Raw genomic sequence first — 13,169 nt, forward strand, 5'->3', positions numbered from 1 at the left:
GGAACTTCTGAAAAGAACATCCAGTTCGGCATTTCACTCTGTTCCCGTTTCGACGCGGAAACCGGGATCAAGCAACCATATCCTTCACCCGGCAATACGCGCCCATGAGGAATAGGACCACGGCTTTCCGGTGTACATCGGCACCATGTCCAGGCTGCCGCCGAGCGGATTGGTGACCGTGCGGCCCATCGCAATGTCGGCAAAGGCGCTGCCGATCAAGGTCGACAACTGCGCCGTGTGCCGCCCATACCGCAGATGAGCGACTGCATGAAGTGTACTCCTGCTTGGCTCGCAGCGAGCTTTTCGCGCAATAATTGCCTGTCCTGGAGGCTGCTAAACGCAGGAAATTCCGTCCAGGCACAAACTCCGCAGCCTGCATTTGCGGGCGGCAGGTTAGGATGCTTCAAATTACCGGAGTCCCATCCATGCCCGCGCCGCTCATGCACATCGACTGCAGCCCTTCCCTCCCTCGCGAGGCGGACGTCGTCGTCATCGGCGGCGGCGTGGTGGGCGTGTTCAGCGCATACTATCTGGCGCGCCGCGGCCTCAAGGTCGCCCTGGTCGAGAAGGGGCGCATCGCGGCCGAGCAGTCCAGCCGCAACTGGGGCTGGTGCCGCCAGCAGAACCGCGATGCGCGTGAGCTGCCGATGGCGACCAAGAGCCTCGACCTCTGGGAGAAGGTGGCACAGGAGACTGGCGAGGATACTGGATTTCGCCGTTGCGGTCTCCTCTATCTCTCACAGGACGAAAATGAGCTGGCAGGCTGGGCAAAGTGGCGCGATTTTGCGAGAACGGTCGGGGTCACCACGCACATGCTGAGCGCGGAAGAAGCCACCGAACGGGGCAAAGCGACGGGCCGCAAATGGAAAGGTGGCGTGTTCTCGCCAACTGACGGAACGGCGGACCCTTCCAAGGCAGTGCCGGTTGCCGCGCGCGGCATTGTGGCGACGGGCGGCACCGTACATCAGCATTGCGCGGCGCGCGGGCTGGAGCTGAGCGCCGGCCGGGTGAGCGCTGTGGTGACCGAAGCCGGCACCATCCAGACAAAGACCGTTGTCATGGCCGGAGGCGCCTGGGCCTCATCCTTCTGCAATCAGCTCGGTATTCGTTTTCCGCAAGCTGCCGTGCGTTCGTCCATTCTGGCCGTGGCACCCGGTGCAAACAGCCTGCCGGATGCCCTGCATACCACGCGCGTCTCTCTGACGCGGCGCAGCAACGGTGGATACGCGCTGGCGATCAGCGGGCGGGCGCGTGTCGATCCAACGCCGCAGCAGTTCAGGTTCGGCCGCGAGTTTGTACCTATGTTCGCCCGCCGCTGGCGCAATATCGCCCCGGGCGCCTTAGAGGGCTGGCGTCAAGGCCATGAAAGCCTGCGCAAATGGGCCCTCGACGACATCACGCCAATGGAACGGAACCGCATTCTCGACCCTAAGCCCGACATGGGACAGATTCGGCTGACATATCGAAGAGCCTGCGAATTGATCCCCGAACTCCAACGCGTCGCGATCTCCGATGTGTGGGCGGGTTATATCGACAGTACACCCGATGGCATTCCCGCAGTCGGCGAAGTGGAGGGGATTCCGGGCTTCATCCTGGCGGCGGGATTCAGCGGTCACGGCTTCGGGATTGGCCCCGGCGCGGGGCATATGATCGCCGACATCATTACAGGCAGCGAGCCTATCGTCGATCCGCGTCCTTATAGGCCCGAGCGCCTGAAGACTGCTGCGTGGGGCAAGGTCGCTGAATTCTGAGAAGACCGTCTTGCCAACATACAATCGATCGCACACGAGATTGAGGTCACGAGGCGGCCAGCACCAAAAAACAGGGAAGTGACGATGCGCGAATATGAGATTGCCGCCATTCCGGCCGACGGGATCGGCCCGGAGGTGATTGCCGCAGGTCTCCAGGCGCTTGAGGCGCTGCAGCAGCGCTGCGGCGACTTCAAGCTCCGCGTCCAGCACTTCGACTGGGGCTCAGACTATTACAAGGCCCATGGTCGGATGATGCCCGAAGATGGGGTGGCGCAACTGAAGCGCTTCGACGCCATCTTCTTTGGCGCGGTCGGCGCTCCCGACCTGCCCGACGATATCACGCTCTGGGGCCTCCGGCTGCCGATTTGCCAAGGCTTTGATCAATACGCCAACGTGCGGCCGACAAGAATATTGCCCGGGATTGTTTCGCCGCTGGCGGGCGTTGGCCCTGGCGATCTGGATTGGGTGATCGTGCGGGAGAATTCCGAGGGTGAGTATTCGGGCCACGGCGGCCGCGCCCATCGCGGACTCCCCGAGGAGGTCGGAACCGAGGTCGCGATCTTCACGCGCGTCGGCGTCACCCGCATCATGCGCTATGCATTCCGGCTGGCGCAGTCACGGCCACGAAAGCTCCTGACAGTTGTTACGAAATCCAACGCGCAGCGTCACGGCATGGTAATGTGGGACGAAATCGCAGCCGAGGTGGCGCGGGAATTCCCGGACGTCGCGTGGGACAAGATGCTAGTCGATGCTATGACAGTGCGTATGACGTTGAAACCTCGGAGCCTCGATACGATCGTCGCCACCAATCTTCACGCCGACATATTGTCGGACCTTGCAGGCGCGCTCGCGGGCAGTCTCGGCGTTGCACCGACCGCCAACATTGATCCCGAGCGGCGCTATCCCTCGATGTTCGAGCCAATTCACGGCTCGGCATTCGACATCGCCGGCAAAGGTATTGCCAACCCGGTCGCCTCCTTCTGGACCGCTGCCCAGATGCTCGAACATCTGGGCGAGAGCGCAGCGGCCGTGCGGTTGATGAGCGCTGTGGAAGCGGTGACGAGTGAAGGCGTGCTGACGCCGGACGTAGGAGGGACAGCGACCACGCAGGAGGTGACGGACGCCGTCTGTCGGGCGATCCGCGGTTCGAACGTCTGACAGGTTTCCAATGAAGCTCGACAGGATCGACATCAAGATCTTATCCCAACTGCAAAAGAACGGGCGGGTCACGAATGTCGAGCTTGCCGACCTGGTCAACCTTTCGCCGAGCCCTTGCCTGATGCGGGTGAAGAAGCTTCAGGCGGAAGGCTTCATCACCGGCTATTCCGCCCAGATCGATGTGTCCAAGCTCGGACAGACTCTAACGATCTTCACCGAAGTCACGCTCAAGCACCATCAACAGAACGACTTCGCGAGATTTCTCACCGCTATTCAGAAAGTCGATTCTGTCATCGAATGCCATCTGGTTTCAGGCGGCTACGACTATCTTGTGAAGTTTGTCACAGCGGGCATCAGCGAGTACCAGACAATCATGGAGCGGATGATCGAATTGGATATCGGAATCGACAAATATTTCAGCTTCGTCGTGCTGAAGTCACCGATCGTGAAATCCCATTTGCCTCTCGACATCATTTTCGACAAATGAAGCTGCTCCGCAGTCTTGGCCCTGGAGAGCCGCGCGCCAGCATTCCCTCTTGCTGTTTTCGCTGCGCTTGTGCAACGGCATGCGATTCCACATACCGGCAAATGCTTGGCACTTGGCAGACGGCGGCATCACCTGAGGATTTGTTTCGGGGCCGCTAAAGCGCGTCGCGTTCGACCGGCCTCATGCGACGCGCTTTAGGTTCTTGTTTTGATGCATGTCGTTATCGCAAAACCGCTGCACACTTTTGCGCGACATGCATTAGGCGTCTACCGCATTGACCGAGGTCGCTTCGGCGATGCCAATGATCATCCCTGCATCGCTGACCGCACGTCCTTGTCTTCGAGCGTTTGATCCAGCGTCATTCGGGTACGTTCGAGGATTCCATCAATATCGTCCTCGGTGCAGCAGAGCGGCGGCGCAAAGCCGAGGATGCCGCTGTTGAAGGCGCGGATGACAAGGCCGTTCGCCCACGCGCGCTCGAAGATGCGGCGCCCCGGATCGGCCGCCGCCGGCAGCGGCGTTTTGCGCTCCTTGTCGGTGACCAACTCGATTGCTGCCAGCATACCGCGACCGCGGATGTCGCCAACCAGCGGGTGGTCGGCGAGCGAGCGAAGGCCTTGCATCAGGCGCTTCCCGGCCTTGCGCCCATTCTCGAGCAAGCCATCTTCATAGAGACGCAGGCATTCGAGCCCAACTGCCGCGCTCACGGGATGGGCCGAATAAGTATAGCCATGGCCGACGGCCGCTTTGCCGGCTCCGTCCGCGATCGTATTGTACACGTGGTCCGACATGAAGACGGCGCCCATCGGCACGTAGCCCGAGGTCAGTCCCTTCGCTGTGGTTATGAAATCCGGCACGACGTCGTCTTCCTCACACGCGAAGAGCGGGCCGGTACGGCCAAAGGCAGTGATAACTTCGTCGGCAACGAACAGAATGTCGTGTTCCTTGCACACGGCGTGCAGAGCCTTCAGCCAACCTGTCGGTGGAACGAGGACACCGCCCGAACCCTGGATGGGTTCGGCGTAGAAAGCTGCAACCCGGCCGGCGCCGAGTTCCGCGATTTTGGCCCGCAGGGCCGCGACCGATGCATCGATGATCGACTGCGGGTCAGAACCGACCGGATTGCGATAGGCGTAGTGCGAGGGAATCTTGTGCTGCCAGTCGTATGGCACACCGAAACCAGCATGGAAAGCCGCGATCGCTGTCAGACCTGACCCTGCCGTCGAGGATCCATGGTAGCCATACTCAACCGAGATGAACTGGTCTTTTTGCGGCGTACCCTTGGCATGGTAGTAATAGCGAATAAAGCGGATCGTACTGTCGACTGCGTCGGAGCCGCCAAGCGTGAAATAGACATGGTTCAAATCGCCGGGCGCCAGTTCGGCAAGCCTGGCGGCAAGGCGAATGGCAGGCTCGGATCCCAGCCCGAAATATCCCGTCGCATAGGGAAGCTCTCTTAGCTGCTTTGCGGCTGCTTCAACGACGCTTTCCTGGCCGTATCCGATGTTGACACACCATAGACCGGCGAATCCGTCCAGCAGGGTTTTCCCGCTTGCATCGGTCACGGTTGCGCCTTTGGCGGATTTGAGCACCCGCACGCCCGTGTCCTCGTGGCCCCGATAGCATGAAAACGGGTGAACCAGATGTGCGCGATCGAGTTCGATCAGTGAGTTTGCCAGCATTTCTTCCTCCGATTCAGCGCAGTGCCTGACTTACGAGAGCATTAAGTCCGGTGTGGTGTGGTTTCGTGCTTCAGCTCGTTTTCCAGCGTGATCTGCTGCGCGGTCATGGTTCATTCCGGGCCTGAATTCTCTAGGCCCAAGATAGGCTGCTGCGGACAGCAGTTCTTCCCGACCAGAACCTGAGCGATAGGCGTTTTGACTTTGCTTTGCCGCCGGCGCCGCATTTTATGCCGACGCACGGCTGAAGGATCGCGCTCCCGCCGAAGCCCGAAACGAACTCAGGCGCAACTCTCTGCCAAAGCTCTCACCCAATACAAAACAATCTGCTTCAGGGCGCATCGAATGCGGCGACTAGCCTTCTCCGGTCCTCATTATGATCCTTGCTGTAAAAGGCACGCAGTGCCGACAGGATCGGAAGGATCGACGCCCATGACCCAGTTCAGACCGAAATACATCACCTTCGACTGCTATGGCACGCTGACCAACTTCGACATGGCCGGCGCGGCGAGACGCATATACGGCGCGCAGCTCTCCCCAGCTGGGATGGCGCAGTTCATCAAGGATTTCTCGGCCTGTCGCCTCGATGAGGTCCTTGGCGCCTGGAAGCCCTATGTCGAGGTCGTGCACAGTGCCGTGGAACGGACCTGCAAGCGCAACGGCGTCGCATTCCGGCCCGAGGATGCCCAGCGCATCTATGCGGAAGTGCCGACATGGGGTCCGCACCCGGATGTCCCGGTGGGCCTGGCCAAGGTGGCCAAGGAGATTCCGCTGGTGATCCTGTCGAACTCCATGAAGAGCCTGATCATGTCGAACGTGGAGAAACTCGGCGCGCCCTTTCACATGGTCATCACGGCCGAAGAGACGGGCGCCTACAAGCCGCAGATGAAGGGCTTCGAATATATGTTCGACAAACTAGGCTGCGGCCCGGAGGACATTACGCACGTGTCGTCCTCATTTCGCTACGATCTCATGACCGCCTATGATCTCGGTATCAAGAGCAAGGTCTGGGTGAACCGCGGCCACGAGCCTGCGAACCCCTTCTACGAATATACCGAAATCAAGGATATCGGCGGTCTGGCCGGCGCCGTCGGACTGGAGCCCGTTCGGGAATTCGCCTGAACGTCTGTTTGCTGGCGCAGTCACACCAGACTGAGGCGCTCCCAAAACGTTAATGCTCACTGGTCGCAATAGAGAAAGGGGCGGTTTTCACCGCCCCTTTCTTGTGGTTCCAACGCTTTAGGGCTGCAAGTGTTTCCACCTGCGTGCAAGATAACTAGTTAAGCCCGCCAACATGAAGCGCCTTGACCTCGAGATATTCCTCGATGCCGAGCTGCGATCCTTCGCGCCCCACTCCCGACTGCTTGACACCGCCGAAAGGCGCAACCTCGGTCGAGATCATGCCCGTGTTGAGCCCGACCATACCGAACTCCAGCGCCTCGGCAACACGCCATGAGCGCTTGAGGTTGTCGGTGTAGAAGTAGGCGGCAAGGCCGAACGGCGTACCGTTCGCAATGGCGATGGCCTCTTCCTCCGTCTCGAAGCGAAAAAGCGGCGCCACCGGACCGAACGTCTCTTCCGATGCCAGGAGCATCCCCGTAGTAGCTTCTCCCAGCACGACGGGCCGTGCATATTGCTTACCCTCCGGCATCGTCTCGCTTTGGGCGATGATCTGCGCACCTTTCGCCCGTGCATCCGCGATGTGACGCTCGATCTTGTCGATCGCGGCCGCGTTGATCATCGGGCCGATCTCAGTGCCCTCGTCGGTCCCTGCGCCAACCTTCATCCGCGTGACGCGCTGGCTCAGCTTTTCGGCGAAAGCATCGTAAACGCCTTCCTGCACGAGAATCCGGTTCGCGCAGACGCAGGTTTGACCGCCATTGCGGAACTTGGATGCGATCACCCCTTCAACTGCCTTATCCAGATCGGCGTCGTCAAAGACGATAAAGGGTGCGTTGCCGCCAAGCTCCAGGCTCAGCCGCTTGATGCTATCGGCCGCGCCACGCATGAGTAGCGCACCGACGCGGGTCGAACCGGTGAACGAGATCTTGCGCACCGTCTCGTTGGCCATCAGTTCGTTGCCGATTTCGATGGGCATGCCGGTTACAATATTGATCACGCCGGCAGGGATACCTGCCCGTTCCGCCAGAACGCCGAGCGCCAGCGCCGAGAATGGCGTAAATTCCGACGGCTTGATGACAACCGTACAACCTGCGGCCAGCGCCGGTGCCACTTTGCGTGCGATCATCGCGTTGGGAAAATTCCACGGCGTGATGATGGCGCAGACGCCGACAGGTTCTTTCAGCACCAGAATGCGGCGATCGGCCGTGGGTGACGGAATGGTCGAGCCACCGATCCGGCGCGCCTCCTCCGCAAACCATTTCACAAAAGATGCGCCGTAGCGGATTTCATCCACCGCCTCGGCAAGCGGCTTGCCCTGTTCCAGCGTAAGCAGGAGCGCGAGATCCTGTTCGTGCTGACGAATGAGGTCGTGCCAGCGCTCCAGAAGTCCTGCACGCTCGGCATGGGTCTTCTTCTTCCAGCTTTTGAAGGCCTCAGCCGCGGCGCCGATTGCGGCTCTCGTCTCGTTCTCCCCCATTGCGGGAACGGTGCCGAGAACACTTTGGCTGGCAGGGTCAATGACATCGACCACGCCCTTCGTTTCGCCATCCCGCCAGACACCGCCAATCAGCGCCTGCTGGCGGAAAAGGTCGGAATCGTTGAACATGCCAATCTTCGTCATCGCATTCATGGTCTTTCCTCTGCTTTTTCAGATCAATCCTGCCAGCACGGCCTGCGTGATTGTTTCAGTCCTGTCCTTGCCTGCGATCGTGCCAATCCCTCGCGCGGTTGCGGACTCGATTGCCGACATCACTTCGGCCGCAGTCTGCCCCTCACCCAGATGCTCGAGCATCATCGCACCGGACCAGATCGCGGCGATCGGATTGGCGACACCGAGATGCGCGATGTCGGGCGCCGAACCATGGACCGGCTCGAACATGGAAGGCGCGCTGCGATCGGGATTGATATTGGCGGAGGCGGCGTAACCCAGCCCGCCCTGAATGGCCGCTCCAATATCCGTGAGGATGTCGCCGAAAAGGTTCGATGCGACGATTACGTCGAGGCTTTCCGGCGCCAGGACCAGACGGGCGGCAATGGCGTCGATGTGGTAGTGCGAGACCTCCACATCGGCATAGTCTTTCGCCACCTCGCGCGTGACCTCATCCCAGAAAACCATGGAGTGTTTTTGCGCGTTGGATTTGGTGACAGATGCGAGCTTCCTGCGACGCGCCCGCGCCTGTTCGAAACCGAAACGGATGATCCGTTCGACACCCGTACGCGTGAAAATCGCGGTCTCTACCGCGACCTCATCGGCCGTGCCGGAATGAACGCGCCCACCGGCGCCGGAATATTCGCCTTCCGTATTCTCGCGGATGCACAGGATATCGAAACCATCGGAGCGGAGGGGCCCCTGAACGCCCGGCAACAGCCGGTGCGGTCGTATGTTGGCGTACTGCGTGAACCCTTTCCGGATCGGCAGGAGCAGTCCGTGAAGCGATACTGAGTCGGGCACTTCCGCGGACCAGCCCACAGCGCCGAGATAGATCGCATCGAATTTTCGAAGTGTCTCGATGCCGTCTGACGGCATCATTGCACCGGTCTCCAGGTAGTAGGCGCACGACCACGGGAATCTTGTGTCATCAAGGGCGAAACCGCCCTGCTTAGCCGCCGCCTGCAGCACCTGCCATGCCGCCTGCGTCACGTCCTTGCCGATGCCGTCGCCGGGGATCAGCGCTATCTTGTAGGTCTTCATTGATGGAGGTCCTCATTCGCACTGGCGTCACCGGAACAGTAGTCGACCGCCCGCCGCATTTTCCGTCGAGGTTGAGCTCTCCGACGGCGTCGAATCGCGTCAGGCGGAACCTGGAAAGCCGATTGTTCTGGAACCGCCGCGCGCTATTCGGCCGGACCTTGAGCACTGAACTCAGTCATAAACGCAGACGTAGATTTTGCGCACGGTCTCGATAGTGCGCCAGACGCCGACGAAACCGGGCTTCATCACGAAACTGTCGCCGGCGCGGTAGGTCTTGGTCTCACCGCCCTTCTCCTCGATTTCGACGAGACCCGAAACGATGTGGCAGAACTCGTAGATCGTGCCCTTGATCGAATGCGTCTCGCCGGGCGTCGCCTCCCAGACACCGGTGAGCACCTTTTCTCCCTTCGAGGCATCCTGCGCCCAGGTCTTGAAGGATGGATTGCCGGAAATGAGCCGCTCCGGAGCCGGTAGTGCCTCCTTCGGCGCGAAGTCTGGAACTGTGTCGATCGTGATCAGAAGTGACATGTGATGTTTCCTGGTTAGTAGCCGAGTGTCCGATCGACGAGGCCGATCAGTTCTTCTCCGGCGCGGTGGCGCCGGATGTTGTCAACGACGGATTGTGCCGCCGTATGCGGTTGCGTCACCGAGGCGATGTGCGGCGTTATCATCACCTTCGGATGCGACCACAGCGGATGGTCTTCCGGGAGCGGTTCTGGATCGGTGACATCAAGCATCGCCGCAAATACGTGACCGGTGTCGAGCGCGTTGATCAGCGCGGCCTGGTCCAGTTGCGGACCCCTGCCGACATGCAGCAGCTGCGCCCCGACGGGCAGTAAGTCGAAGAACTCTGCATCGAGCATGCCGTGCGTTTGTTCCGTGAGCGGAAGCAGGCAGACGAGAATATCCGTTTGCTTCAAAAAGCCCGCGAGTTGGTCCGTGCCGTGAAAACAGGCGACGTCCTCTATCCGCTTTTCGCTGCGGGCCCACCCGGCAAGCGGAAACTGGAAGGGCTTCAAGCGCTCGATAGCCGCCTGGGCCAGCATGCCAAGGCCGAGGAAGCCAACCCGGCGTTCGGCCGCCTGTCGAGCGGCAATCGGTTGCCAGAGGCATCTTTTCTGCTGCTCAAGATAGGCGGGCATCTCGCGGTGGAGAGTCAACACGCCGAGCGCGACGTATTCCTGCATCATGCGTATGATGCCGTCCTCGACCATGCGCACAAGCTTCACATGGCTTGGCACCACGTCCTGCTTGAACTGGTCGACGCCCGCGCCGATGCAAAACAGCACTTCCAGATTGCGGTAGCGCGAGATCTCGTCCGGCACCGTCCAGGTGATGAGATAGCGCACCTTCTCCGGCTCCATCTCGTCCCCGGAATGGACGAATTCCAGATCTGGGAGCTGGCGCGCAAAGATCTCGCGGAAGACCGCAGCACGCGCCGCATCGGAATTGAAAAGAAACGCCATGGTGACCGCCCTTCCTTCAGGCCGCAAGACGCGCGCCGAGCCCCTCGATCATCTTCCGGCAAGCGGCGAGTTCACCAATCTCGATATATTCGTCGGGACGATGGGCACGGTCGATGTCGCCGGGTCCGCAAACGACCGCATCGATGCCGGCCTGCTGATAAAGTCCGGCCTCCGTGCCGTAACTCACAGCTGTCAGCGGCTCCTGCCCCGTCAGCTCCGTCAGAACGGCCGCTAGCTCGCTCCCGTTGCCGGGCGCAAGGGCGGGATAGGTGCTCAACTCATGCCACGCCACATCGAAGCCGCTGTCTCGCAGAGCGAAAAGCCGGGCCTTGACCGGCTCAAGCAGGGAGGCTGGAGAAACGCCGGGCACGGCGCGCGCCTCGATATCGGCTGTGCAGTGGCCAGCGATGATGTTGACCGCCTGTCCACCGGCGATGACGCCCACCTGCAAGGAAGAATACGGGGGCTCGAAATTTTGATCGAGCGGCCCGTCGGCGAGGGATTGGCCGTAGGCCACGGCGTGCGCGATGACGCCGGCCATGGCGTGCACGGCGTTGAGTCCGAGATCGGGGCGTGAGGAATGGCCGGATCGCCCGATCACCTCGAGCCGCGCGGCAGCCTTCCCCTTGTGCGCGCGCACGGGCTGCATCCGGCTCGGCTCGCCGACAATCGCGCCAAGCGGCCTCTCGCATAACCTCGGCAACGCGGCTAGGAGATGCGGCACACCACGGCACCCCGCCTCTTCGTCATATGAGAATGCGAGATGAACTGGCTGCCGCAGGTTCATCGCCGCAAGTCCTGGGAGCGCCGCCAATGCGCAGGCGAGGAAGCCCTTCATGTCGGAGGTGCCGCGGCCGTAAAGCCTGCCGCCCTCGCGGCGCAGAACGAACGGGTCCGAGCTCCATTCCGGCTCGCCGGCCGGGACGACATCCATATGCCCGGAGATGATGTAGCCCCGACCCTGGCGCGGGCCGATCGTGAGGAAAAGGTTGGACCGGTCGCCCTCGGGACCGGGGAGAACCGTCACCTCGGCTCCGGCTGCCTGACAGTAGTCGCGGATCCAATCGACGATCGCGCCGTTTGGCGTGCCCACAACAGAGGGAAATGCAACCAGGGTCGCGAGGATTTCTTCCACGTTCATGGCGGTCCGCTCTGCTTGCACACTATCACCGGGTGCAACCAGCCTATCCGCAGGCAGCAGTGTTCCCTGCCGAATTGCGTCGTGCTTTGGCCGAAGATTGCGAAAAAGCACCTCGAACCAGCGAAACCTGCTGGCTTTCCCGTATAATGCTGCGGCGAAAGAGGTATGTCGCGACATGACGATCGATGACAGGATCAACACCGCGTGCGTTGCGCATTCGTTGAAGGAGCGGATCGATTGAGATGCAGAGATCAGTACGCCTGAAATCCTTCGAACTGGTCGCGCGGGACATTGATGATGTCGACGTCAAGCTACTGCACGCGCTGTCGATCTCAGTCCGCTGGCCTCACCGGCCGAAGGATTGGGACTTTCTGCGCCGTGCCGGACGCGGCATTGTTGCCGTTGATGGTATTGGACGCGTTTTCGGGAGCGCGATGTGGTTTCCCCAAGGGGACGACTTTGCCACCATTGGCCTGGTGATCACAACGCCACGCACACAAGCGCAAGGAGGCGGCCGATGGCTCATGGACCTAGTCCTTGAGCAGTGCGGCGATCGCAATTTGGCGCTCAACGCGACCCATGCTGCCTACCCCCTCTACGTTTCACTCGGCTTCACGACCGAGGCGATCGTATACCAGCGCCAGGGGGAGGTCCCACAAACACTCCCGGCTATGCCGGCCTTGAACGGTGAATTGGAGGCGCTGTCGAGCGACAGGCTTAAGGACATCACGCCGCTGGATACGCGCGCGTTAGGGATAAACCGCGAGAGGCTGCTCGCGTTGCTCGCAGCGGATGCCTCAATCTGCACTTTGAGCCGCGGCGGCGAAATCGTCGGCTATTCCATGTGTCGCGAGTTCGGGCGTGGTCACGTGATCGGCCCCATGGTCGCGCGAAACGATCTCGACGCAGTCCATCTTACAGCCGTGCATCTGAAGGAACTGGCAGGACGATTCGCCCGCGTCGACACCCGCGAGAAGGATGGCGTGTTTGCCGCGTTTCTCCAGCAGTGCGGCCTCGGCATTGCCGAGACCGTTACGACCATGTCCAAAGGGCGCCGCTTCCTGAACCGGCAAGACAATGGGCCTTGGGTCTATGGATTGGCCGGCCACGCCTTGAGCTGAATGCAAGCATACTGTCGCCTTCAACCAGCCGTCAGAGAAGCAATGAGCCCGGGCTGATCTGGAAGTGTGGACCGAGGCGCCCGATCGAGATGTCGCGGGCGGGGTCTATTTGTTCGACAGCGTCGAGCACGCGCAAGCGTATACCGAGAAACATTCCGCGCACCTGAAATGTTTCGGTATCGCCGACATCGGCGTTCGCTCGTACGCTGTCAACGAACCGCTGTCGATGGCCACGCGTGGACGATGAGCCGATACAACGGCATTGATTCCATTGGCTTTTTCGTGGGCCAAAATCAGAAATCTTCCCGTATCGTTCCGTTGGTCTCGCGTCCACCCCTGAGAGTCGACAAACATCAGGGCTGCTGATTTGCCAGTAGGCGAGGCAGGCCTCAGTGGAAACTGCCGGGGCAGTTCCTAATGGAAATAACACCCCAACGATTCACCCTAGATCCCCTCCGGCAAATGCTGGGACTTCTCTATTCGGCCATTTGAAGTCAAGCGTCTTCTGAGCTGTTCATCACACCTAAGCTGTTCGTCACACCGATGTTGGTT

13 protein-coding genes are annotated in these 13,169 nt (G+C 60.7%); 6 read left to right on the top strand and 7 right to left on the bottom strand.

Features of this window, described 5'->3' with window-relative positions; all coding sequences use genetic code 11:
• Positions 1 to 84: 84 nt before the first annotated feature.
• Positions 85 to 228 (bottom strand): hypothetical protein, encoded by a 144-nt coding sequence (locus tag NKJ28_RS29045; RefSeq protein ID WP_352638012.1) that lies wholly within the window; start codon positions 226 to 228, stop codon positions 85 to 87.
• A gap of 197 nt (positions 229 to 425) precedes the next feature.
• Here NKJ28_RS29045 and NKJ28_RS29050 point away from each other — a divergent pair, with 197 nt between their 5' ends.
• The 3 genes from NKJ28_RS29050 to NKJ28_RS29060 all read left to right on the top strand — a co-directional run bounded on the left by NKJ28_RS29050 (position 426) and on the right by NKJ28_RS29060 (position 3,396).
• On the top strand, positions 426 to 1,751 hold the full coding sequence (locus NKJ28_RS29050; protein ID WP_352638014.1) for an NAD(P)/FAD-dependent oxidoreductase: 1,326 nt from the start codon (positions 426 to 428) through the stop codon (positions 1,749 to 1,751).
• Between the two features lie 84 nt (positions 1,752 to 1,835).
• Positions 1,836 to 2,909: a tartrate dehydrogenase gene (locus NKJ28_RS29055; RefSeq protein WP_352638016.1), complete on the top strand. Its 1,074-nt coding sequence runs from the start codon at positions 1,836 to 1,838 to the stop codon at positions 2,907 to 2,909.
• A 10-nt stretch (positions 2,910 to 2,919) separates the two neighbouring features.
• Positions 2,920 to 3,396: an Lrp/AsnC family transcriptional regulator gene (locus NKJ28_RS29060; protein WP_023678802.1), complete on the top strand. Its 477-nt coding sequence runs from the start codon at positions 2,920 to 2,922 to the stop codon at positions 3,394 to 3,396.
• A 305-nt stretch (positions 3,397 to 3,701) separates the two neighbouring features.
• On the opposite strand, the gene NKJ28_RS29065 is transcribed toward NKJ28_RS29060, so the two are convergent.
• Complete coding sequence (locus NKJ28_RS29065) at positions 3,702 to 5,078, bottom strand: aspartate aminotransferase family protein (protein ID WP_352638017.1); 1,377 nt, start codon at positions 5,076 to 5,078, stop codon at positions 3,702 to 3,704.
• A 429-nt stretch (positions 5,079 to 5,507) separates the two neighbouring features.
• Between NKJ28_RS29065 and NKJ28_RS29070 the strand changes: the two genes are divergently transcribed.
• Entirely contained in the window at positions 5,508 to 6,197 is a 690-nt protein-coding gene (locus NKJ28_RS29070) for a haloacid dehalogenase type II (protein WP_352593978.1), read from the top strand.
• A gap of 154 nt (positions 6,198 to 6,351) precedes the next feature.
• Here NKJ28_RS29070 and NKJ28_RS29075 read toward each other — a convergent pair whose 3' ends face one another.
• The 5 genes from NKJ28_RS29075 to argE all read right to left on the bottom strand — a co-directional run bounded on the left by NKJ28_RS29075 (position 6,352) and on the right by argE (position 11,496).
• Positions 6,352 to 7,827: an NAD-dependent succinate-semialdehyde dehydrogenase gene (locus NKJ28_RS29075; RefSeq protein WP_352593977.1), complete on the bottom strand. Its 1,476-nt coding sequence runs from the start codon at positions 7,825 to 7,827 to the stop codon at positions 6,352 to 6,354.
• Positions 7,828 to 7,845: 18 nt separating this feature from the next.
• Positions 7,846 to 8,889: a tartrate dehydrogenase gene (locus tag NKJ28_RS29080; protein WP_352638018.1), complete on the bottom strand. Its 1,044-nt coding sequence runs from the start codon at positions 8,887 to 8,889 to the stop codon at positions 7,846 to 7,848.
• Between the two features lie 171 nt (positions 8,890 to 9,060).
• Positions 9,061 to 9,417 (bottom strand): cupin domain-containing protein, encoded by a 357-nt coding sequence (locus NKJ28_RS29085; protein ID WP_023678793.1) that lies wholly within the window; start codon positions 9,415 to 9,417, stop codon positions 9,061 to 9,063.
• A gap of 14 nt (positions 9,418 to 9,431) precedes the next feature.
• Entirely contained in the window at positions 9,432 to 10,355 is a 924-nt protein-coding gene (locus NKJ28_RS29090) for a 2-hydroxyacid dehydrogenase (RefSeq protein WP_352638020.1), read from the bottom strand.
• Between the two features lie 16 nt (positions 10,356 to 10,371).
• Positions 10,372 to 11,496 (bottom strand): acetylornithine deacetylase, encoded by a 1,125-nt coding sequence (argE, locus tag NKJ28_RS29095; RefSeq protein WP_352638022.1) that lies wholly within the window; start codon positions 11,494 to 11,496, stop codon positions 10,372 to 10,374.
• 242 nt (positions 11,497 to 11,738) lie between these two features.
• Here argE and NKJ28_RS29100 point away from each other — a divergent pair, with 242 nt between their 5' ends.
• Both NKJ28_RS29100 and NKJ28_RS29105 read left to right on the top strand, forming a co-directional pair.
• On the top strand, positions 11,739 to 12,617 hold the full coding sequence (locus NKJ28_RS29100) for a GNAT family N-acetyltransferase (RefSeq protein ID WP_352638024.1): 879 nt from the start codon (positions 11,739 to 11,741) through the stop codon (positions 12,615 to 12,617).
• A 64-nt stretch (positions 12,618 to 12,681) separates the two neighbouring features.
• Positions 12,682 to 12,864 carry a YdhR family protein gene (locus tag NKJ28_RS29105; RefSeq protein ID WP_352638026.1) on the top strand — a complete coding sequence of 61 codons (183 nt, stop codon included), beginning with the start codon at positions 12,682 to 12,684 and terminating at the stop codon, positions 12,862 to 12,864.
• The last annotated feature ends 305 nt before the right edge of the window (positions 12,865 to 13,169 follow it).

The sequence above is a fragment of the Mesorhizobium sp. M0145 genome (assembly GCF_040322355.1).
GTDB lineage: Bacteria > Pseudomonadota > Alphaproteobacteria > Rhizobiales > Rhizobiaceae > Mesorhizobium.